At 74.3% G+C, this 22,331-nt stretch carries 16 protein-coding genes and 1 pseudogene; 15 read left to right on the forward strand and 2 right to left on the reverse strand.

The genetic code is table 11. The annotated features are described in order from the left end of the window. Nucleotides 1–41 precede the first annotated feature (41 nt). The gene (locus ABD374_RS23355) at nucleotides 42–3,071 is read left to right on the forward strand and encodes a glycoside hydrolase family 84 protein (protein WP_344497780.1); all 3,030 of its coding nucleotides are present in this window, start codon (nucleotides 42–44) and stop codon (nucleotides 3,069–3,071) included. Nucleotides 3,072–3,309: 238 nt separating this feature from the next. Further along, nucleotides 3,310–4,140 (forward strand): hypothetical protein, encoded by an 831-nt coding sequence (locus tag ABD374_RS23360; protein WP_344497545.1) that lies wholly within the window; start codon nucleotides 3,310–3,312, stop codon nucleotides 4,138–4,140. A 196-nt stretch (nucleotides 4,141–4,336) separates the two neighbouring features. Here the strand turns inward: ABD374_RS23360 and ABD374_RS23365 are convergent, their stop codons facing one another. Beyond that, a complete protein-coding gene (locus tag ABD374_RS23365; RefSeq protein WP_344497546.1) occupies nucleotides 4,337–4,873 on the reverse strand; it encodes an HNH endonuclease in 537 nt (178 codons plus the stop codon). Nucleotides 4,874–5,118: 245 nt separating this feature from the next. Here ABD374_RS23365 and ABD374_RS23370 point away from each other — a divergent pair, with 245 nt between their 5' ends. The 12 genes and pseudogenes from ABD374_RS23370 (at nucleotide 5,119) to ABD374_RS23425 (ending at nucleotide 20,759) form a co-directional block, all read left to right on the forward strand. Continuing rightward, nucleotides 5,119–6,183 carry a mechanosensitive ion channel family protein gene (locus ABD374_RS23370; RefSeq protein WP_344497781.1) on the forward strand — a complete coding sequence of 355 codons (1,065 nt, stop codon included), beginning with the start codon at nucleotides 5,119–5,121 and terminating at the stop codon, nucleotides 6,181–6,183. A 214-nt stretch (nucleotides 6,184–6,397) separates the two neighbouring features. After that, nucleotides 6,398–7,561 (forward strand): ROK family transcriptional regulator, encoded by a 1,164-nt coding sequence (locus tag ABD374_RS23375; protein ID WP_344497782.1) that lies wholly within the window; start codon nucleotides 6,398–6,400, stop codon nucleotides 7,559–7,561. Nucleotides 7,562–7,673: 112 nt separating this feature from the next. After that, nucleotides 7,674–7,769: pseudogene (locus ABD374_RS23380) on the forward strand (carbohydrate ABC transporter permease); the annotation flags it as partial. Between the two features lie 23 nt (nucleotides 7,770–7,792). Then, nucleotides 7,793–9,058 (forward strand): 6-phospho-beta-glucosidase, encoded by a 1,266-nt coding sequence (locus tag ABD374_RS23385; protein WP_344497547.1) that lies wholly within the window; start codon nucleotides 7,793–7,795, stop codon nucleotides 9,056–9,058. Beyond that, on the forward strand, nucleotides 9,049–10,017 hold the full coding sequence (locus ABD374_RS23390; protein WP_344497548.1) for an N-acetylglucosamine kinase: 969 nt from the start codon (nucleotides 9,049–9,051) through the stop codon (nucleotides 10,015–10,017). Before ABD374_RS23385 ends, ABD374_RS23390 begins: the two co-directional genes overlap by 10 nt. Before the next feature lie 308 nt (nucleotides 10,018–10,325). Then, nucleotides 10,326–11,609, forward strand: coding sequence for a hypothetical protein (locus ABD374_RS23395; RefSeq protein ID WP_344497783.1), 1,284 nt, complete (start codon nucleotides 10,326–10,328; stop codon nucleotides 11,607–11,609). Nucleotides 11,610–11,716: 107 nt separating this feature from the next. Then, nucleotides 11,717–12,661, forward strand: coding sequence for a glutamate ABC transporter substrate-binding protein (locus ABD374_RS23400; protein ID WP_344497784.1), 945 nt, complete (start codon nucleotides 11,717–11,719; stop codon nucleotides 12,659–12,661). Nucleotides 12,662–12,731: 70 nt separating this feature from the next. Continuing rightward, a complete protein-coding gene (locus tag ABD374_RS23405) occupies nucleotides 12,732–14,087 on the forward strand; it encodes a coiled-coil domain-containing protein (RefSeq protein WP_344497549.1) in 1,356 nt (451 codons plus the stop codon). Then, nucleotides 14,084–16,693 (forward strand): serine/threonine-protein kinase, encoded by a 2,610-nt coding sequence (locus ABD374_RS23410; protein WP_344497550.1) that lies wholly within the window; start codon nucleotides 14,084–14,086, stop codon nucleotides 16,691–16,693. The genes ABD374_RS23405 and ABD374_RS23410 overlap by 4 nt, the downstream gene beginning before the upstream one ends. Before the next feature lie 3 nt (nucleotides 16,694–16,696). After that, complete coding sequence (locus ABD374_RS23415) at nucleotides 16,697–18,001, forward strand: PP2C family protein-serine/threonine phosphatase (protein ID WP_344497551.1); 1,305 nt, start codon at nucleotides 16,697–16,699, stop codon at nucleotides 17,999–18,001. Between the two features lie 121 nt (nucleotides 18,002–18,122). Continuing rightward, complete coding sequence (locus tag ABD374_RS23420) at nucleotides 18,123–19,481, forward strand: vWA domain-containing protein (RefSeq protein ID WP_344497552.1); 1,359 nt, start codon at nucleotides 18,123–18,125, stop codon at nucleotides 19,479–19,481. A gap of 66 nt (nucleotides 19,482–19,547) precedes the next feature. After that, nucleotides 19,548–20,759 carry an FHA domain-containing protein gene (locus ABD374_RS23425; protein WP_344497553.1) on the forward strand — a complete coding sequence of 404 codons (1,212 nt, stop codon included), beginning with the start codon at nucleotides 19,548–19,550 and terminating at the stop codon, nucleotides 20,757–20,759. Nucleotides 20,760–20,802: 43 nt separating this feature from the next. Here ABD374_RS23425 and ABD374_RS23430 read toward each other — a convergent pair whose 3' ends face one another. Continuing rightward, entirely contained in the window at nucleotides 20,803–21,771 is a 969-nt protein-coding gene (locus ABD374_RS23430) for a methyltransferase domain-containing protein (RefSeq protein WP_344497554.1), read from the reverse strand. 131 nt (nucleotides 21,772–21,902) lie between these two features. On the opposite strand from ABD374_RS23430, the gene ABD374_RS23435 reads away from it, so the two are divergent. Further along, complete coding sequence (locus ABD374_RS23435; RefSeq protein ID WP_344497555.1) at nucleotides 21,903–22,307, forward strand: globin; 405 nt, start codon at nucleotides 21,903–21,905, stop codon at nucleotides 22,305–22,307. The last annotated feature ends 24 nt before the right edge of the window (nucleotides 22,308–22,331 follow it).

The following is a 22,331-nucleotide window of genomic DNA, read 5'->3' on the forward strand; positions in this document are numbered from 1 at the left end:
TGGGCCCACAGGAGAAGGCTGACGCGACTGAGGAGACGGCCGTGCAGTTCGGGCGCAGGAGAGGCGCGACCGCCGTCGCGGTCGCCGTCATCGGGGGGCTGTTGGGTGGCGCGCACGGCGCGTTCGCCGCCCCTTCCGCCCCCGGTCCCGCAGCGCCCGCCACGCCCGCGGCCACGACGCAGGACCGCGAGGGCGACGCCGCCCTGCCCGCCGTGTGGCCGCGGCCGCAGTCGATACGGGCGGCCGGGCAGCCGGTGCGGGTGGGCCGGGAAGCGGTGCTCGTCACGGAGCCGGGAGCCGATCCGTACGCCGTGCAGGCCGTCGGGGAGCTGCTGCGCGGCGCGGGTGTGCAGACGCTGTACAGCGTCGGGCCCGGTGAGCCGCTGCCCGCGCGCGGCCTGGTGGTACGGGCGGGCGGCACCGGCGCGCAGGACGCGCTGCGCGCTCTGCGCGCGCCCCGACGCGCGGATCTGCCGTCCGGGGGATACCGGCTCGCCGTCGGTCGCGTCGGGGGACGCGAGACGGTCGCGCTCGACGGCGTCGGCGACGACGGCCTCTTCCACGCCGCCCAGACGCTGCGTCAGCTGGTGACGGACGGGAAGGACGGGAAGCGGATAGCCGGGGCCATGGTCCGCGACTGGCCGGGGACGGCCGTGCGCGGCATGACCGAGGGCTTCTACGGGCAGCCGTGGACGCGCGGACAGCGCCTGGCCCAGGTCGACTTCATGGCCCGTACCAAGCAGAACCGGTACCTCTACGCGCCCGGCGACGACCCGTACCGCCAGGCCCGCTGGCGCGAACCGTACCCGGCGGACCGGCGCGCCGACTTCCGCGCGCTCGCCGAACGGGCCCGCGCCGGCCATGTGACGCTCGGCTGGGCCGTGGCCCCCGGGCAGGCGATGTGCATGTCGTCCGACGACGACATCAGGGCGCTGAACCGCAAGTTCGACGCGATGTGGGCGCTCGGGGTGCGCTCCTTCCAGCTCCAGTTCCAGGACGTCAGCTACAGCGAGTGGCACTGCGACGCGGACGCGCACGCCTTCGGCTCGGGTCCCGAGGCGGCGGCGAAGGCGCACGCGCGGGTGGCCAACGCGGTGGCGGGGCATCTGGCGGAGCGGCACCCGGGGGCCGCTCCGCTGTCCGTGATGCCGACGGAGTTCTACCAGGAGGGCGACACCGACTACCGGCAGGCGCTCGCCGACCGGCTGGACGGCGGGGTGCAGGTCGCGTGGACGGGCGTCGGCGTCGTACCGAGGACGATCACCGGGCGCGAACTGGCGGGGGCGCGGGCCGCGTTCCGGCATCCGCTGGTCACCATGGACAACTACCCGGTCAACGACTACGCGCAGGACCGCATCTTCCTCGGCCCCTACACGGGCCGGGAGCCCGCCGTCGCGACCGGCTCCGCCGCCCTCCTCGCCAACGCCATGGAGCAGCCCTCCGCCTCCCGCATCCCGCTGTTCACGGCCGCCGACTACGCCTGGAACCCGCGCGGTTACCAGCCGCAGGAGTCCTGGAAGGCGGCGATCGACGACCTGGCGGGCGACGACGACCCGGCCCGCGAGGCGCTGCGGGCGCTGGCCGGGAACGACGCCTCCTCCGTCCTGGGCGGCGAGGAGTCGGCGTACCTGCGTCCGCTCGTCGACGGCTTCTGGCGGTCGCGCACGTCCACCGACCCGGGCGTACGGGACGCGGCGGCGAAGCGGCTGCGCGCCGCCTTCACCGCGATGCGCGAGGTCCCCCAGCGGCTCCGGGGCCCGGCGGGCGGCGCCTTCGACGACGAAGTGCGGCCGTGGACCGAGCAGCTGGCGCGGTACGGCGAGGCGGGCGAGGTGTCCGTCGACCTGCTCCAGGCGCAGGCGCGCGGCGACGGCCCGGCCGCGTGGCGCGCCTCGCTCGACCTGGACGCGCTGCGCGGCTCCCTCGGGGCGAGCCGGGTCACCGTCGGCAAGGGCGTGCTCGACTCCTTCGTGGCGAAGGCCGCCAGGGCGGCGGACGCCTGGACCGGCGCGGACCGTGAGGCGGGCCGCGTCTCCGAGAGCGCCGGTTCGTACACCGTGACCCTCGGCAGGCCGCGTCCCGTCGAGGCGCTGACCGCCATGACCGAGCCGGGTACGGGCGAGGGCGCGGCCGTCGAGGCCCGGGTCCCGGGCCAGGGCTGGCGGCGCGTCGGCACCCTCTCCGGCAGCGGCTGGACGCAGACGGACACCAAGGGCGCGCGCGTGGACGCCGTACGCCTGTCCTGGAACGCGGACGGCGACAGCGACAGCGGCGGCGGCGCGCCCGTGGTGCACCGCGTGGTGCCGTGGTTCGCGGACGAGCCGCGCGCCGGGCTGCGCCTGGAGCGCAGCGAGACGGACGCGGAGATCGGCGGGGTGCCGCGGCGCGTCACGGTACGGCTGACCGGGCAGCGCCCCGAGGCGGTGCGCGGCCGGCTGACGGCCGAGCCGCCCAGGGGCATCGAGGTGAAGGCCCCGCGGGAGACGACGGTGCCGCGCGGCACCTCCACCGCCGTTCCCCTGGACATCACGGTCGACAAGGCCGTGCCCTCGGGCGAGTACCGGATCCCGGTCGCCTTCGACGGCCAGGACAGCGTCCTGACCGTGCGCGCCTTCCCGCGCACGGCCGGGCCCGATCTGGTGCGCGGTGAGGGCGTCGAGGTGTCGTCGTCCGGCGACGAGACCGCCGACTTCCTCGCGCCGAACGCGGCCGACGGCGACCCGGCCACGCGCTGGACGTCGCCGATAGGCCCCTCCGCGTGGTGGCAGGCCGACCTGGCCCGGCCGGTGCGGCTGGGCCAGGTCGTACTGCACTGGCAGGAGGCGTACGCGAAGAGGTACCGCGTCCAGGTGTCCGAGGACGGCCGCACCTGGCGCACGGCGGCGACCGTCAGGGACGGACGCGGCGGGCGCGAGGCGGTGCGGATGGACGCGAAGGGCGCCCGGTTCGTGCGGGTGCAGGGCGACGAGCGGGCGCTGCCGTACGGCTACTCGCTGTTCGCGGTGGAGGCGTACGCGGTGGACGAGGTCCCCGCGAAGGCGGACGCGGCGGACGAGGCCCCCGCGGGGTAGCGGCCGGGCTGTCGGGGCCTCCGGCCGGCACGGCCCGTAGTGCGGGCCCGCTCGGCCGCCCGGAGCAGCACGCGGCGCCGGCCGCAGGGGGACGGGGCGGGCGGAGGTGTACCGCTGTTACGGCCGCCGCCCGAAAACCAGTGCGCCCGATGATCTAAAGTGCGTGCGGCGGGCATGGGCCCGTCGCACAGCACATTCACAACTTCAGGGGTGGGGATTGAACACTTCGGTATCTGCCGTGTCTTCGGAGCGGCACGGGCCGTCGGCTCTGCGGCGCGCGGCCGCCGTCGCGGTGGCCGGGGGGATGGCGCTCGCGGGCGTGGGGCTCACGGCGCCGGCCGCGCACGCGGCCGACAGTGACATCACGTTCTCGAACGTCGTGTTCAACAACGGCAAGCCCATCGTCGTCGGCATCAGCGCCGAGGTCGAGGCCCCGTTGACGTACACGGTGAAGAGCAACGTGGCGCTGGACAGCTGGTGGGTCGACGCGTACCGGGGCACCTACGGGACCAACGAGTACACGCTCTCGGGCATCACGACCCGGTGGGGCTGCCGCCAGTCCTCCGCGGGCGGCTACACGTTCCGCGACTGCAACGAGACCATCACCGTGGACCCCGACAGCATGCCGGGCGGAAACGGCAACAAGCTCGTCAACAGCGATGCCACCGCCTGGAAGACCCACGGCACGGCCATCAAGCCGGGCGGCGGTTTCGACCACGACCCACTCTCCGCGACGGTCCGCCTCCAGCGCGCCTCGCGCATCGTGAACATGAACGCCTCCCCGGAGCCCGTCGCCAAGGGGAAGCCGATCACCGTCACCGGCACCGTGCAGCGCGCCAACTGGAGCACGCACCGCTACGACAACTACGGCGGCCGACTGGTGAAGCTGCAGTTCAAGCCCGCGGGGTCCAGCACGTACACCACGGTCAAGGAGGTCACCGCGAGCAGTACCGGTTACCTGAAGACCACGGTGACCGCCTCCCAGGACGGCACGTGGCGCTGGCGCTACAGCGGCAACACCACGTCGGGCGCCGGCAACTCCTCCGGTGACTCCGTAGACGTGCAGTAAGCAGTCCCCGGTACCGGCCACGGGTGCCCGTATTCCGCTCCGGGGGTACGGGCACCTCGGCGTACGGGCACCTCGGCACGACGGGGTCGCTCGCACGGTGGTGAGGGGTGGTCACCGGGGTGCGCCGCACGACCGGTGCCGGCGCCCACCGTGCCCGGCGCATGATCGACGCGGCCCGGGGCGGCGGCCCGGGCCCTCAGGCGGAGACGCCGTCGATCCGGGCCAGCGCGTCGTCCGCGCCGAACGGCTGCAAGTACGGCAGCCACCGTGGATCCCGGTGCCCGGTCCCGATGATCCGCCAGGCCAGCCCGGTCGGCGGGGCGGGCTGGTGGCGCAGGCGCCAGCCGAGCTCCATGAGGTGCCGGTCCGCCTTGACGTGGTTGCAGCGGCGGCAGGCCGCCACGACGTTCTCCCAGGCGTGCTGCCCCCCGCGACTGCGCGGAACGACGTGGTCGACGCTGGTTGCGACGCCACCGCAGTACATGCAGCGCCCGCCGTCCCTGGCGAAGAGCGCACGGCGGGTGAGGGGGACGGGACCCCGGTAGGGAACCCGCACGAACCGTTTCAGCCGGACGACGCTGGGGGCCGGGACGGCGCGGGTCGCGCTGTGCATGAAGGCGCCGGATTCCTCGAGGCAGACAGCCTTGTTCTCCAGGACGAGGACGAGCGCGCGGCGGAGCGGTACGACGCCGAGCGGCTCGTACGACGCGTTGAGGACCAGGACATGCGGCACGGATGCCTCCTATAACGCCGGCGGCGCGTGGCTCGCGCCGGGACGATCTGCTCTCAGTCTCCCCTCATGCCTGGTCGAAGCGCCACCACGTCCGGGTAACGGGCTCGGAGTGTTTTCGACCACACGGCCTTCATGACCTTCATGCCCTGGTGAGCCTTGTCTCTCCCTCGAACATCGCACCGGACTACGCGGGATGCCCCGTTAGTGTGGTTGGTCCCCCCGTCTTCCGCCTGGAGGTCCCCGCCGTGCTGTGGTCCGTTGTGCCGGCCGCCGATCCGACGTCCGAACCGGTCACCCTCGACGAGGCGGCGCAGCAGGCGACCGACGCCGCGAGCTGGGTCGAGCAGAACTGGTCCACCTGGCTGAGCGTGGGCCTGCGCATCCTGCTGATCGTGGTGATCGCCGCCGTGCTGCGCACGGTCATCCGCCGCTCGCTCACCAGGCTGATAGCCCGGATGAACCGCAGCGCCCAGGCGGTCGAGGGCACCGCGCTCGGCGGCCTCCTGGTGAACGCCGAGCGGCGCCGCCAGCGCTCGGAGGCGATCGGGTCCGTCCTGCGGTCCGTCGCGTCGTTCCTGATCCTCGGTACGGCCGCCCTGATGGTGCTCGGCGCACTCAACATCAACCTGGCGCCGCTGCTCGCCTCGGCGGGTGTGGCCGGTGTGGCGCTCGGTTTCGGTGCGCGCAACCTCGTCACCGACTTCCTCTCCGGCGTCTTCATGATCCTGGAGGACCAGTACGGCGTCGGGGACAGCATCGACGCGGGTGTCGCCTCGGGCGAGGTGATCGAGGTCGGCCTGCGCGTGACGAAGCTGCGCGGCGAGAACGGCGAGATCTGGTACGTCCGCAACGGCGAGATCAAGCGGATCGGCAACCTCAGCCAGGGCTGGGCCACGGCCGGGGTCGACGTGCAGGTGCGCCCCTCCGAGGACCTGGACCGGGTGCGCGCGGTCATCGTCGAGACCTCCGAGGAGTTCGCCAAGGCCGAGCCGTGGAACGAGCTGCTGTGGGGCCCGGTCGAGGTGCTGGGCCTGGACTCGGTGCTGCTCGACTCGATGGTGGTGCGGCTCTCCGCGAAGACGATGCCGGGCAAGGCGCTCGCGGTGGAGCGGGAACTGCGCTGGCGCATCAAGCAGGCCTTCGACCGGGCGGGGATACGGATCGTCGGCGGCCCGGTGCCGCTCGGCCAGGAGGACGCACCGGCCGACCCGACGGCGGGCGTGTCGGCGCCGTCCGCGCTGGCCAGCCCTACGTCCCCGCAGTCCCTCGCCGCGTCCCCGATCCCGCCGTCCGCGAACCTCAGCAAGTAGTCCCGTACGCCCGTCCGGCGCCCCCGCAGGTGACGCTCCGGTCGCCGCGGGGGCGCCGTGCATGGACGGCCCTTGACGCCCGGCTCGCCCGCGCCCTACCTTCACCCCGTCGAACAGGAAACTTTCCTGACAGTGGTGTGGGGAGAGCGGGCGACCGAAGGGCGGGTGCTGTGCCGTGACCGGACCACCGGGGACGCCGCGCGTTCTGCGGGCGATGAACGACCGCGCCGCACTCGACCTGCTCCTGGAGCACGGGCCCCTTTCCCGCACGAGGCTCGGCAAGCTCACCGGTCTCTCCAAGCCCACCGCGTCCCAGCTGCTCGTCCGCCTGGAGACCGCCGGCCTCGTGGTCGCCACCGGTACGACCGAGGGACGCCCGGGACCGAACGCGCAGCTGTACGCGGTCAACGCGCGGGCCGCACACGTCGCCGGCCTCGACGTGACGCCCCGGCGCATCCGCGCCGCCGTGGCGGACATCACCGGCCGGTCCGTCGGCGCGTTCGAACTGCCGGCCCCGCAGAGCCGCGCCGAGTCCGTCGTACGCCGGGTGACCGAGGCGCTCGACGGCGCGGTGCGGGCCGCCGGGCTCGTGCGGTCCGACGTGCACCGCGTCGTCATCGGCACTCCGGGCGCCTTCGACCCCGGCACCGGACGGCTGCGGTACGCCTCCCACCTCCCCGGCTGGCACTCCCCCACCCTCCTCGACGACCTGGCGGCCGCGCTGCCCCTGCCCGTCGAGTACGAGAACGACGTGAACCTGGCCGCCGTCGCCGAGCAGCGCCTGGGCGCGGCCCGGGGCCATCAGGACTTCGTACTGCTGTGGAACCACGGCGGTCTCGGCGCGGCGCTGGTGATCGGCGGGCAGCTGCACCGCGGCTGGACCGGCGGCGCCGGCGAGGTCGGGTTCATGCCGGTGCCGGGCACCCCGCTCGTGCGCCGGGTGACCAGGGCGAACGCCGGCGGCTTCCAGGAGCTGGCGGGCGGGCGGGCCGTGACCCGGCTGGCCCGGGAGCTCGGCATCGCGGTGCCGGCCGGGGCGACGTACACCGATGAGGCGATCGCGCTGGTCGGTGAGGCGTCCCGGGCGGCCGGCGGACCGTACGGGGAGCTCCTGCGGTCCTTCGCGACCGGGATCGCGACCGGCCTCGCCTCCATGGTCGCGATCCTCGACCCCGAGCTGATCGTGCTGTCCGGCGGGGTCCTCGTCGCCGGCGGCGAACCGCTGCGCGCGCTGGTCCAGGCGGAACTGGCGGAGCTGGCCGCGCCGCGGCCCCGGCTCGTCATCGGTTCCGTACAGGAACGGCCCGTACTGCGCGGCGCTCTGGAGAGCGCCCTCGCCACCACGCGCGACGAGGTCTTCGACACCACCTCCCGCTGATCCCTTCTCCCCTGCTTCCCTCCTGCCGTCCCACCCACCCCGTCCCTGCCCCGGCCCCTGGAGCCCCGCCATGCGCGAGAACAGCAGTAACCGGCCTCCGACCACCTCGGCCGTCGCCGCGACCGTACTGGTCATGGCCCCTGTGATCGTCGTCTTCGCCCGGAAGGCGTTCGCCGAAGGCGTCACACCGACCGGAGTGAAGGGCTGACAGGGCTGATGACGACGACCGGCATGAAACTGGCAGTAGTGGGTGGCGGTTCCACCTACACCCCCGAATTGGTCGACGGCTTCGCCCGTCTGCACGACACCCTGCCGATCGGGGAGCTCGTCCTCGTCGACCCGGCCGCCGACCGCCTCGACCTGGTGGGCGGGCTCGCCCGCCGCATCTTCGCCAAGCAGGGCCACCCGGGGCGCATCACGACCACCTCCGACGTCGAGGCGGGCGTGGCGGACGCCGACGCGGTGCTGCTCCAGCTGCGCGTCGGCGGGCAGGCCGCCCGCAACCAGGACGAGACGTGGCCGCTGGAGTGCGGCTGCGTCGGGCAGGAGACGACGGGCGCGGGCGGTCTCGCGAAGGCGCTGCGTACGGTCCCGGTCGTCCTGGACATCGCCGAGCGGGTGCGCCGGGCGAACCCGGACGCCTGGATCATCGACTTCACCAACCCGGTCGGCATCGTCACGCGGGCGCTGCTGCGGGCCGGCCACCGGGCCGTCGGCCTGTGCAACGTCGCGATCGGCTTCCAGCGGAAGTTCGCGAAGCTGCTGGAGGTGGCGCCCGCCGACGTGCACCTGGACCACGTCGGCCTCAACCACCTCACCTGGGAGACGGGCGTACGCCTCGGCGGCCCCGGGGGCGAGGACGTGCTGCCGCGGCTGCTCGCCGAGCACGGCGACGCGATCGCCGGGGACCTGCGTCTGCCGCGCGCGGTCCTCGACCGCCTCGGTGTCGTCCCCTCCTACTACCTGCGCTACTTCTACGCGCACGACGAGGTCGTCCGGGAGCTGGGCACCAAGCCGTCACGGGCGGCGGAGGTGGCGGTGATGGAGAGGGAACTCCTGGCCCTGTACGGCGATCCGGCGCTCGACGAGAAGCCGGCGCTGCTCGCCCGGCGCGGCGGCGCCTTCTACTCGGAGGCGGCGGTGGACCTGGCGGCCGCGCTGCTGGGCGACGGCGGCAGCCCCGTGCAGGTCGTCAACACGTACAACAACGGCACGCTGCCCTTCCTCGCGGACGACGCGGTCATCGAGGTCCAGGCGCGGGTCGGCAGGTCGGGCGCCACGCCGCTGGCCGTAGCGGAGCTGGACCCGCTGTACGCGGGGCTCGTCGCGAACGTGACGGCGTACGAGGACCTGGCCCTGGAAGCGGCGCTGCACGGCGGCCGCGAGCGCGTCTTCAGGGCGCTGCTCGCCCACCCCCTGATCGGCCAGTTCGAGTACGCCGAGGGGCTCACCGACCGCCTGATCGCACATAACCGGGAGCACCTGGCGTGGGCGTGACCGCAGCCGTGATCGCCATCGACGCGGGCAACAGCAAGACGGACGTGGCGGTGGTCGGTCCGGACGGCTCGGTCCTGTCGGCCGCGCGCGGCGGTGGCTTCCGGCCGCCGGTGACCGGGGTCGGACCGGCGGTCGACGCGCTGGCGGAGACGGTGGCCCGGGCACTGGAGGAGGCGGGCGCGGCGGGCGCCGAGCACGTCTGCGCCTGCCTCGCCAACGTCGACCTCCCGGTGGAGGAGGAGGAGTTGGGGGCCGCCGTCCACGCACGGGGATGGGGCCGTACGTCGGACGTCCGCAACGACACCTTCGCCGTGCTCCGGGCGGGGGCCGACGAGCCGCGCGGCGTCGCGGTGGTCTGCGGCGCGGGCATCAACTGCGTCGGCATGCTTCCCGACGGCCGCACCGCCCGCTTCCCCGCGATCGGCCGGCTCTCCGGCGACTGGGGCGGCGGCGGGGGCCTGGCGGAGGAGGCCCTGTGGTGCGCGGCGCGGGCGGAGGACGGCCGGGGCGAACGCACGGAGCTGGCGCACGCCCTTCCGGCGCACTTCGGCCTGGAGTCGATGTACGCGCTGATCGAGGCGCTGCACCTGGGGCGCATCGCGCCCGCCCGCCGGCACGAACTGACGCCCGTGCTCTTCGCCGTCAGCGCGGAGGGGGACCGTGTCGCCCGGTCGATCGTGCACCGCCAGGCCGAGGAGGTCGTCGCGATGGCGACGGTGGCGCTCGGGCGCCTGGGGCTGCTCGCCGAGGAGACGCCGGTGCTGCTGGGCGGCAGTGTGCTGGCGGCGCGCCACCCGGAACTGGACGACCGCATCGCGGCCCTCATGTCCGAACGGGCCCCGAAGGCGGTCCTGCGCGTGGTGACGGCACCGCCGGTGCTGGGCGCGGCGCTGCTGGGCCTGGACCGCACGTCGGCCCCGGCAGAGGCGCACGAACGCTTGCGGGCGCATTACGCGTGAGTGGAGGGGGCGGGTGTGGCGCGGCGCCCCCTGCCCGCCCCTCCCCCGGGCCGGCCCCGGGAACCGGACCCGCCTCCGCCGCGTGTACAGGGCGGGGGGACCAGCGCGCGAGACCTTGATCGGTACAAGATCCAGTCAATCCTGGTGTGGATACCGGTGCCTGCGGCCATACTGCTTGCCGGGCACCGTCCCCCCGGCGCACCGGGAGACGACAGGCCGTCCATGACCGAGGGGGAGGTCACGTGGCACACCCGTCGAACGGGCACGGGGCGCAGCCGCCCGCGCGGAGCACCGCGTGGTCGGAGGGCGTGGCCCGGTTGCGCGCCGGGGCGACGACCGAACCCGGCCGGCTGCGCGTCATCGGCGCCTTCGTGGCCGTACTCGTCGTGGCGTTCGGAGCGGCGACGGCCTGGGAGATCTCGGACCGCGCGGCGGCCGCCGACGACGTGGTGAACCGCAGCCAGCCTCTGAGCGCGGACGCCGCGAGCATCTACCGCTCGCTGGCGGACGCCGACTCCGCCGCGGCGAGCGGCTTCCTGGCGGGGGCGCAGGAGCCGCAGGACGTGCGCGAGCGGTACGAGAAGGACATCTCGACCGCCTCGGCGCTGCTCGTGAAAGCGGCGGCCGGCACGGACGGTGCCGGCGCCTCCGGACGCGAGATCGCCGCGCTCAACGAGCAACTCCCGCAGTACACCGGCCTGGTGGAGCGTGCCCGCGCCAACAACCGCCTCGGCCTGCCCCTGGGCGGCGCCTATCTGCGGTACGCGAACGAGCGGATGACCACCGAGCTGCTGCCCGCCGCCGAGCGGCTCTACACGGCGGAGACCGGCCGGCTCGGGGACGACTACGACGACGCCCGGGCATGGCCGTTCGCCGCACTCGGGCTCGGGATCCTGGCGCTGGGCGGCCTGTTCTGGGCCCAGCGGCGCACCTACCGGCGTACGAACCGGGTGTTCAACCACGGGCTGCTGACCGCGAGTGTCGCCTCCGCCGTCGTCCTGCTGTGGCTCGGCGCCGGGCACACCGTGGCACGGGCCGGGCTGGAGGACGCCATGGCGCACGGCCAGGAGTCGCTCGAAGTGCTCAACGACGCGCGCATCCACTCGCTGAACGCCCGCGCCAACGAGAATCTGACCCTGGTCGCGCGCGGCGCCGTACTGGCCGAGGACGGCAAGCGCGACCTGTACGAATCGCAGTACGCGAACGGCATGAAGGTCCTCGGGCAGCGCCTCGGACAGGCGCGCGGGCTCGCCGACGACCCCGAGGGCAAGGGTCCGGTGGCGCGGGCCACCACGAAGGCCGAGGAGTGGCGCGAGCGGCACGCGGCCGCGCGCGCGACCGACGACGGCGGCGACTACGAAGGCGCCCTGGAGAAGGTCATCGGGGACAAGGGCTCCACGGGCGCCTCCTTCAACGCGGTCGACGCGTCGCTGGAGAAGGCGCTCGCCCACGAGCAGGCGGAGTTCACCCGGGCCGCCGAGAGCGGGCGCGGCGCGCTCACCGGACTGCCGCTGGGCGCCGCGGCCCTGGCGGTGCTCGGCGCGACGGGTGCGGTGCTCGGCATCGGGCGCAGGCTTTCGGAGTACAGGTGACAGGGGCGGGAGGAGGCGCGGTGGCCGAGGCGGGCAGCAGGACCGGTCCCGAGGGCACGGCCGGCCCCGGGGGCAGCGGACTGCACGGCTGGGGCGGGGTGGCCGGGATGGCCGCGGCCTGCGCGCTGACGGCCGCGGTGACGCTGCTGCCGCTCTCCCACGGCGCCGGGGACGGCGGGGCGGAGGCGACGGGGCAGAGTGCGGCGCGGGCCGGCGCCGCGCGGGCGGACACCTGCGAGGAGCCGGAGCGCAGTCTGCGGCCCTCGGACGCGGACGGCCCGGCGATCGAGAAGATCAAGGCGCGCGGCAGGCTGATCGCGGGCGTCGACCAGAACAGCTTCCGCTGGGGTTACCGCGATCCGGCCGCCGGTGTCACCGGTGACCTCGAAGGCTTCGACATCGACCTCGTGCGCGCCGTGGCCGAGGACATCCTCGGCGACCCGGACAAGGTCACCTACCGCGCGATACCGACCAGCCAGCGCGTCCTCGCCCTCCAGCAGGACAAGGTCGACGTCGTCGTCAGGACGATGACGATCAACTGCGTCCGGATCAAGGACGTCGCCTTCTCCACCGCCTACTTCCAGGCGGGGCAGCAGGTGCTGGCCCCCAGGAAGTCGACGGTCGAGGGCTATGACGAGTCGCTCGCCGGCAAGAAGGTCTGCACGGCGAAGGGCTCCACGGCGTACGACGCGCTGGCCGCGAAGTCGTTCGGCGCCCGGTTCGAGGACCTCACCGTCTCCAGCCAGCTCGACTGCCTGGTGCGGCTCCAGCTCGGCGAGGTGGACGCGGTGGTGACGGACAACGCCCTGGCGGCAGGGCAGGCCGCCCAGGACCCGGCGGTCGAACTGAAGGGCGAGCCGTTCACCCGGGAGTTCTACGGCGTGGCGACGAAGCTCGGCAACGACGACCTGGTGCGCCGGATCAACCGGGTGCTCGACGACTACCGCAGGGGCGGCGCCGACGGGCCGTGGATGCGGGCGTACGGCAAATGGCTGAAGGACGACCTGCCCGGCATCAGGAAACCGCCGGAGCCGAAGTACCGGGACAATTGACCCGGTCGATTCCTGGGCAGTGACTCCTGGCACGACCACACGGGGCAGCGGAAGAGCGGAGAGGTGGGCGATGGGCGTGGCGGGTGCCACCGGGCCGGTGATGGACCGGGACGAGGTGGACCGTGCGCTGGCGCGGCTCGGCGCGGAGTACGAGGCGATCGAGAGCTCGCTGCTCGCGCTGCAGGACCACGCGGGCCGCCGGCTGCTCGAAGGCGCCGAGCTGACGGGCGTCACGAAGGACCGCTGGGTCGCCGCCGAGCAGGCCATAGCGCTGCTGTGGTCGTACTTCGACGCGTACACCGCCGCCCTGCGCGGCGCCCGTGAGCTGCGGGCGAGGCGGCGCTGGCCCAGCCGCGAGGACCTGGCCGAGCTGACCGGCGTACTGCGCGGCGAGAGCGTGACCGTCGCGGGCGGCGCGGCGGTGGCGGCCGCCCTGTCGCCGGATCCGTCGTCCGCACCGCCGATCACGGGCCCCGCGAAGCTCTCCGAGCGGTTCACGCTGGCGGCGCTGGTGTCCCGGATGAACGACCTGTACGCCCACTCGCTCGACATGGTCGTCACCGCGGACGCCGTGTGGTCCGCGCTGCCCGCCCGGATCGACCTCCTGGCGGCGGAGCTCCAGCGCACCCGTTCGCTGGCCCACTCCGTCGGCGTACGGCCGGGCGAGCACCCCTCGGGCGACGACCTGGAGTCGATCACCCACGAGCTGGCGGTGCTGCGCGCCCAGGTGGTGACCGACCCGCTCGCCTTCTGGCGCCCGGGACTGGGCAGTTCGGCGCCGGGCGGCGGCCGGCCCGACACCGGGCGCTACGACCGGGCCGCCCGCGCGCTGGAGGACGTCCGGCGCGAGATCGAGGCGGTGCTGACCGTACGGCAGGACGCCGAGCAGCGGCTGGTGCGGCTGCGCGACGTGCTCTCGCGCGCGGACCGCACGCTCACGGAGGCCAGGTCGGCGCGCGGCGAGGTGCTGGCGAAGATCGCCGCCTCCGAGGTGCCCGCGGTCGGCGGCCCGCCCAGCGCGCTCCAGGAGCGGCTGGCGCTGGCGGCCGACTACCGCAGGCACGCCCAGTGGCACCGGCTGTCGCCGCTCCTGGAGTCCCTGGAGCGCGAGGCCGAGGACGAACTGCTGCGGGCGCGCGAGTCGTTGACCGCGGTCACCGCGCCGCTGGCGGTCCGCGCGGAGCTGCGCGGCCGGCTCGACGCGTACAGGGCGAAGGTCGCCCGGCACGGCATGGCGGAGGACCCGCTGCTGATCGAGCGGTACGACGCGGCCCGCCGGATGCTGTGGAGCGCGCCGTGCGATCTGCGCGTCGCCGAGCAGGCGGTGCTGCGGTACCAGCAGGCGGCGGCGGAGCTGCTGGTACCGCGGCAGTCCGGTCCCACGGACCGCACGGACCACAGGGATCACCGGGGGAGAACACCATGAGCGAGTGTCAGCGCCCCGGATGCCCGGGGTCGTACGAGGACATGGGCGGCGGCGAGGTCTACTGCGACACGTGCGGGCTCGCACCGGTCGTCCCGCCGTCCGGCCTGCTGTCGTCGCCGCCGACCGGCATCGCGGCCGGCGGGCGCGGCAGCGCCTCCGCCCGGAGCGGCTCCCGGCCCTCGGCCCGCTCCTCCTCCGGCTCGTCGCGGTCCTCCACCTCGCGCCGCTCGGTCTCCGGCCGCCTCTCCCGCTCCCTGCCGGGCACCGCCGCGTCCCGGTCGGCCCGGTCGGTCTCGGCCCGCAGTTCCGGTACGCCGTCGGGCTCGTCCGGGCGCAACCGGCTGGGCGCGGGCCTGGTCTCCGTACCGGGGGTGCCGCGCCCCGATCCGCGGTCCGCGGTGATGGAGCACCCGGAGGTCCCGGAGCGCAGACGGTTCTGCTCGCGCTCCGACTGCGGTGCCCCGGTGGGGCGTTCGCGCGGGGAGCGGCCCGGACGCACCGAGGGGTTCTGCACCAAGTGCGGGCACCCGTACTCCTTCGTGCCCAAGCTGGGCGTGGGCGACATCGTGCACGGCCAGTACGAGGTCATGGGCTGCCTGGCGCACGGCGGTCTCGGCTGGGTCTACCTCGCGGTCGACCGCGCGGTCTCGGACCGGTGGGTCGTGCTCAAGGGCCTGCTCGACACCGGCGACCAGGACGCGATGGCGGCGGCGATCTCGGAACGGCGCTTCCTCGCCGAGATCGAGCACTCCAACATCGTCCGCATCTACAACTTCGTCGAACACCTCGACCAGCGCACCGGCTCCATGGACGGTTACATCGTCATGGAGTACGTCGGCGGAAAGTCCCTCAAGGAGATCGCCAACGAGCGGCGCGGCGCGACGGGCCACCGCGACCCGCTGCCGGTCGAGCAGGCGTGCGCGTACGGCATCGAGGCGCTGGAGGCGCTGGGCCACCTGCACAACCGCGCCCTGCTGTACTGCGACTTCAAGGTCGACAACGCCATCCAGCAGCAGGACCAGCTGAAGCTCATCGACATGGGCGCGGTCCGCAGGATGGACGACGACGAGAGCGCGATCTACGGCACGGTGGGGTACCAGGCGCCCGAGGTCGCGGAGGTGGGCCCCTCGGTCGCGTCCGACCTCTACACGGTGGCGCGCACGCTGGCGGTGCTGACCTTCGACTTCCAGGGCTACACGAACGTCTTCGTGGACAGCCTGCCCGACCCCGACCACATCGAGGTCTTCCGGCGGTACGAGTCCTTCTACCGGCTGCTGGTCCGGGCGACCGACCCGGACCCGGCGCGGCGGTTCGCGTCGGCGACGGAGATGGCGGAGCAGCTGACGGGCGTGCTGCGGGAGGTGGTGGCCCTCCAGACGGGCCGTCCGCGCCCCGCGCTCTCCACCCTGTTCGGGCCGGAACTGCGGGTGACGGACACGCAGTTGTTCGCGGAGCTGACGGGCGACGCGTCGCGGCTGGGCGGCCGGACCGCCCCGGCGGGCCGGTGGGCACGCCGCGCGGCGGCGGGCACGCGGGGCGGCGGGCCCGGTGCCGGTGCCGGAGTGGCGTACGCCGCCACCCAGGGCGGCGTGCCGGCGCCCGTGACCGTCCCGGGAGCCGTGGCGCCGCCGGGGGCCGCCCCCGGAGCCGGGCCCGGCGGCGTACCGGCGCTGTCGCCGTACCTCGCACCCCTGGGAACGGCGGCCGCCGCGCTCGCGCTGCCCGTGCCGCGCGTCGACCCGGACGACCCCAACGCCGGGTTCCTCGCCGGCCTGCTCGCCTCCGCGCCCGCGGAGCTCATCACCGCGCTCCGGTCCGCACCGGGCGACTCCGTCGAGCTCCGGCTGCGCGAGCTGCGCGCCCGGCTGGAGACGGACGAACAGGACACCGCCGCCGAGGTGCTGCACGCCCTGGAGCTGCGGCACCCGGACGACTGGCGGGTCGTCTGGTACCGGGGCATCGCCTCCCTCGTCTCGGGGGACGACGAGAACGCCGCGCTGTCCTTCGACGCCGTCTACGACGCGTTCCCCGGCGAGGCCGCGCCGAAGCTCGCCCTCGCCGTCTGCGCCGAGGTCCTCGGCCAGCTGGACAACGCCGCCGAGTACTACCGTCTCGTCTGGGTGACCGACCCGGGGTACGTGAGCGCCGCTTTCGGCCTCGCCCGGGTCCAGCTCGCGGCGGGCGACCGGCCCGGCGCCGTACACACGCTGGAGTCCGTGCCCGAGGCGTCGATCCACTACACGGCGGCGCGCGTGGCGGCCGTACGGGCGCGCCTTCGCCGGCGCGCCGCGCAGGACCCGCTGATCGACGACCTGACGGCGGCCGCCGCCCAGGTGGAGGCCCTCCGGGACTTCGGGCTCGACGCCGTACGCCGGGAGCAGCTCTCCACCGAGGTGCTGGGCACCGCCCTGGACTGGGTACTCTCCGGTGGGCGCGGGGCCGGCCCCGCGCGGACCGCGCTGCTCGGCAGTGAACTGGACGAGCGCGGCCTGCGCTTCGGCCTGGAACGCTCGTACCGGGTACTTGCCCGGCTCGCCCAGCGCGGTGAGGAAAGGATCGACCTGGTGGAACGGGCCAACCGTTTCCGCCCCCGGACCTGGGTGTGAAAGATGTCGCAGATGCGCCAGCTGCCTGCTGAGCCGACCTGTCCCGGCTGCCACGAGCCGCTGGAACCCGGCGACTTGTACTGCGGGGCGTGCGGGTACGACCTGTCGGCCCTGCCGCAGGGGCCGCACGGGCCACAGGGGCCCACGGAGCCGCAGGGCCGCACCGCGGCGGACCGTACGGAGCCGGGCGCGGACCTGCCCCCGGCCGGCGTACGGCACGACGACCCGCTCCGCGCGGCACCGGGGAGCGACGACTTCACGCTCGCGGCCCCCGCCCCGGCACCGCCGGCCGCACCCGCACCACCACTGGCACCACCGCAGTCCGCCGACCCCCGCTCCGCCGGGCCCGCGCCCGCACCCCCGGCCGGCCCGCCCGCCAAGGTGTGCGTCGCCTGCCGCGCCGGCCGGATCGACGCGGACGGCTACTGCGAGAACTGCGGCCACGCACAGCCGCGCGAACGCGACCACCTGGAGCAGGAGCTGGACGCGGTCGCCGCGGTCAGCGACCGCGGGCTGCGCCACCACCGCAACGAGGACGCGTTCGCGGTCTCGTCGGCGGCCCTGCCCGACGGTTCGCCCGCCGTCGTCGCGATCGTCTGCGACGGCGTGTCCTCGGCGACCCGCCCCGACGAGGCGTCGGCGGCCGCCGCGAGCGCCGCCAACGAGACCCTCCTGGAGTCGCTGCCGCGCGGCACGCACCCGCAGCAGGCCATGCACGAGGCGATCGTGGCGGCGGCCGAGTCGGTCAACTCCCTGGCCGGCGACTCCGCCCACTCCGCGGAGCACGACGCGGGCCGTCATACGAACGCGCCCGCCTGCACCCTGGTCGGCGCGATCGTGGCGAACGGTCTGCTCGTCGTCGGCTGGGTCGGCGACAGCCGCGTCTACTGGGTGCCCGACGACCGCACCGCGCCGCCCGCCCGGCTCACCGAGGACGACTCGTGGGCGGCCCAGATGGTGGCCGCGGGCCTGATGAACGAGGCGGAGGCGTACGCCGACGAGCGCGCCCACGCCATCACGGGCTGGCTCGGCGCCGACGCGTACGAACTGGAGCCGCACACCGCGTCGTTCAAGCCGGACCGGCCGGGTGTGGTGGTGGTGTGCACCGACGGCCTGTGGAACTACGCGGAGGCGGCGCAGGAGATGGCCCGGGCCGCACCGGCCGATGCCGCCACCCGGCCGCTGCACTGCGCCCAGGTGCTGGTGGGGCACGCGCTCGACGGCGGGGGCCACGACAACGTAACAGTGGCCGTGCTGCCGTTCGCCGCGCCGGAGCAGGGGGCAGGATCGGCCTACGGCACGGCGTAAGGCCCCGCACGGCACGGCACGGCCCCTGTATTCAGACCGCCGCACGTCACTCTTCCTTCCCACGCCTGCACCGCCTCCACCGCCTGTTGCGTGGAGTCGAGTCCCGAGGAGCCGATTGACCATGGCCAACTTCTCCAAGTCGCACGTGCCCCAGTTCTCCGTCGACGTGTACCAGAACGCGTACCTGCCGGAGGGCGGCCGCGAGGTCAACGCCATCGTCACCGTGACGTCCACCGGGGGCGGCACGAGCGGCGGCGCGCTCCTGGCGGGGGCCGGCGCCCCACCCGCGCGCATACCGGGGCAGGGGCCGAGCGCCGCCGTCGTGATCATGGTCGACTGTTCGGGCTCGATGGAGTACCCGCCGGCCAAGATGCGCAACGCGCGCGAGGCCACGGCAGCCGCCGTCGACACCCTGCGCGACGGCGTCGCCTTCGCGCTGGTCGGCGGTACGCACCTCGCCAAGGAGGTCTACCCGGGCAACGGCCGCCTCGCGACCGCGAGCCGGCTGACCAGGGCCCAGGCCAAGGAGGCCCTGTACGGGCTGAGCACCGGCGGCGGCACGGCGATCGGCACCTGGCTGCGACTGGCCGACCGGCTGCTCGGCACGGCCGAAGTCCCCATCAGGCACGGCATCCTGCTGACCGACGGACGCAACGAGCACCAGTCCCCCAAGGACCTCCAGGCCGCGCTCGAATCCTGCGCGGGCCGCTTCACCTGCGACGCGCGCGGCGTCGGTACGGACTGGGAGGTCAAGGAGGTCGCCGGCATCGCCTCGGCGCTGCTCGGCACGGCCGACATCGTCGCCGACCCCAGCGGCCTGGCGGCGGACTTCGCACGGATGATGGAGAACGCGATGGGCAAGGCGGTCGCGGACGTGGCGCTGCGGTTGTGGACGCCCGTCGGTACGGAGATCAAGTTCGTCAAGCAGGTGGCGCCGGCCGTCGAGGACCTGACCGGGCGGCGCACCGAGGCGGGCCCGCGCACCGGGGACTACCCGACGGGCTCCTGGGGCGACGAGTCCCGCGACTACCACGTGTGCGTACAGGTGCCGGAGGCCGGCATCGGCCAGGAAATGCTGGCGGCCCGCGTCTCCCTCGTCCTCCCCGACCCGTCGGGCGGTCCGGCGCAGAGGCTCTCCCAGGGGCTCGTACGGGCGGTGTGGACGGACGACATGGTGGCGTCCACCTCCATGAATCCGCAGGTGGCGCACTACACGGGGCAGGCCGAACTGGCACAGGTCATCCAGCAGGGGCTGGATGACCGCAAGTCGGGCAACCTCGACGGGGCGACCGCGAAACTCGGCCGCGCGGTGCAACTGGCCGCCGCTTCGGGCAACGCGGACACCGCGAAACTGCTTTCGAAGGTGGTGGACGTCGTCGACGCGGCGACGGGTACTGTGCGACTCAAGGCGAAGGTCGCAGAGGCGGACGAGATGACCCTCGAAACGCGCTCGACCAAGACAGTTCGTGTCAAGAAGTAACCAAGTTCCTACGTGAAGTGATGATTTACGGCCTTCGGGCCGGACGAGAGAGGGGGAAGCGCCGACATGCCGACCTGCCCGAACGGACACCAGTCGGGTTCCGACGACTGGTGCGAGGTCTGCGGCCACCGCATGGCCGGCGCCGCGCCGCCGCCTCCCCCGCCGCCCGCTCCCGGTTACGGATACCCGCAGGGCCCCGGTCCCGGCCCCGCAGGTCCTGGTCCTGGTCCCGGCCCCGCAGGGCCCGGCTCGGGATACGGCTTCCCGCCGCCGGGTCCGGACGCCACCGCCCAGGCGGAGATCTGCCCGCAGTGCCGCACCCCGCGCGAGGCCATGGCCCCGTTCTGCGAGGAGTGCCGCTGGAACTACCTGACGAACACGGCGACCTCGTACACCCCGGTCGCCCCGCAGAACTCCGGTCCTCCTCCCGGCCGGGGTCCCGGTGGTCCCGGTCCGCGCTCCGGCCTCAATCTGCCGCCCGGGTTCCAGGCGCAGGCGCAGCGGCCTCCGCAGGCCCCGGATCCGTACGAGTACCAGAGCTCACGGCCGTCGCAGATGAACCGGCCGGCCGAGCCGCTGGCACCCGAGCAGTCCGGCCGCCAGGCCCCGCCGCACCCCTTCCCGCAGCAGGCCCCTTTCCAGTCGCAGGATCCCTTCCAGCAGCAGCCGGGTCCACCGCCGCCCCCACCGTTCCAGCAGCCGCCGCCGGCGCCCCCGCGGCGGGACAACGACGGTGACGACGACTGGACGCTGCCCCCGCCGTCACAGCCGCAACAGCAGAACCAGCAGAACCAGCAGCAGGCACCCCAACAGCAGTCCCAGCAGCCGCCGCAGCAGCAACCGCCCCAGCGGCAGTACCAGGCGCCCGCTTCCGCCGGCTGGACGGCGACCGTGGGGCCCGACCGCGAGTACTTCATGGCGATGATGCAGCGCAGCGGCCCCGACGCGGCGGGCCTCAGCCTGCCGGCGTACTCGCCCGAGCAGCACCGCCCGCTCACCGGCAACCAGATCACCATCGGCCGCCGCCGCCACAGCACGGGCGAGGCCCCGGACATCGATCTGTCCGTACCGCCGGAGGACCCGGGTGTGTCGCACCAGCACGCGGTCCTGGTCCAGCAGCCCGACGGCTCCTGGGCCGTGGTCGACCAGAACTCGACCAACGGCACCACGGTGAACGGCGCCGAGGAGCCGATCCAGCCCTACGTTCCGGTCCCGCTCCAGGACGGCGACCGCGTCCACGTGGGCGCCTGGACGACGATCACGGTCCGCCGGGACTGAGCGGCTCGGGCCGGGGCCCGGGACAGGCCCCGGCGGGCCCCGGTCAGGCTCCGGCCGCGGCCAGCGGCCACGCGTACGGCCCCTGCGGATCGTCCAGCCACGCCCACTCACCGTTCTCGGTGACCGTGACGCCGAAGCGCTCGCGCCGGGGCCGCTTCTCGCGGTGCCACAGCGTGAGCGCGTCGTGCGGGTCCAGGCTGCCCGCGGTGAGGGCGAGCAGGAACCGGAACAACTCGTTCTCCAGTGCCCGGCGCGGCAGGCCCCCCAGGTTCCGGGGCGAGGGCCCCGCCGGGCCGCCGCGCAGCGGGACGAAGTACGCGGGGGTGTGCAGGAAGCGTCCCTCCGCGTGCGAGGCGTCCCGTACGTCCAGCGCGATCAGACCGGTGGCCAGCGGCGCCAGGATCCGCGCCCCGGGCCGGCACTGGGCGAGCCAGGTGTGCGGTACGGACGGCAGGGCGCAGGTCGCGATGATCCGGTCGAAGGGAGCCCGGGCGGGGCAGCCGCGCGCCCCGTCGCCGGTGATCACCGCCGGGTGGTACCCGGCCGCGTCCAGGTGCCTGCGCGCCGACTCCGTGATCTCCGGGTCGAGGTCGACCGTGGTCACCAGGTCGTCGCCGAGGCGGTGTGCGAGCAGGGCCGCGTTGTAGCCGGTGCCCGTGCCGATCTCCAGTACGGCGTCCCCGTCCCGTACCTCCAGCTCCTCCAGCATCCCCGCCATCAGCGACGGCTGGCTGCTGGAGGAGATCAGCTCGCCGTCGCGTATGCGGGTGGCCAGCGGGGCGTCCTCGTAGACGCCGTCGAGCCAGCGCGCCCGCCGTGCCGGATCGGGGTCCTCGCCCCACAGCCGCCGGTAGCCCGCCGCCCCGCCCGCGAAGTAGTACGGCACGAAGAGGTGGCGCGGGACCCCGGCGAAGGCCGCGTGCCAGGCCGGGTCGTCCAGGGCCCCGGCCGCCGTCATCTTCCGCACCAGTGCCGCGCGGGCCCCGGCGTACGCATCCGCGTCTGCGCCCATACGCCCACTGTCGCGCGGCGTGCTCCGGGAGGCGAGGGGCCGGGGGCCCGGAAATCCGGGCGCCGGAGCCCCGGGCGGGCGGTGGTCCTAGGCCCAGAGACCTCGGCCGCCCGGTCTGAGACGATGGACGGGTGAACGAGATTCCGCGCGGCACGCTTCAGGAGCAGACTTTTTACGAACAGGTCGGCGGCGAGGAGACTTTCCGGCGCCTGGTCCACCGCTTCTACCAGGGGGTCGCGGAAGATCCCCTGCTGAAGCCGATGTACCCGGAGGAGGACCTGGGCCCCGCCGAGGAGCGGCTCGCGCTCTTCCTGATGCAGTACTGGGGCGGACCCCGCACGTACAGCGACGAGCGCGGCCACCCGCGCCTGCGGATGCGGCACGCGCCGTTCACCGTCGACAAGGCCGCGCACGACGCCTGGCTCACGCACATGCGGGCGGCCGTCGACGAGCTGGGGCTGTCCGAGGAGCACGAGCGACAGCTGTGGAACTACCTGACGTACGCCGCCGCCTCGATGCTGAACACCCCCGGCTGACCCGCACATTGCGGTGACCGGCGC

The organism is Streptomyces enissocaesilis (assembly GCF_039533765.1).
Lineage (GTDB): Bacteria > Actinomycetota > Actinomycetes > Streptomycetales > Streptomycetaceae > Streptomyces > Streptomyces enissocaesilis.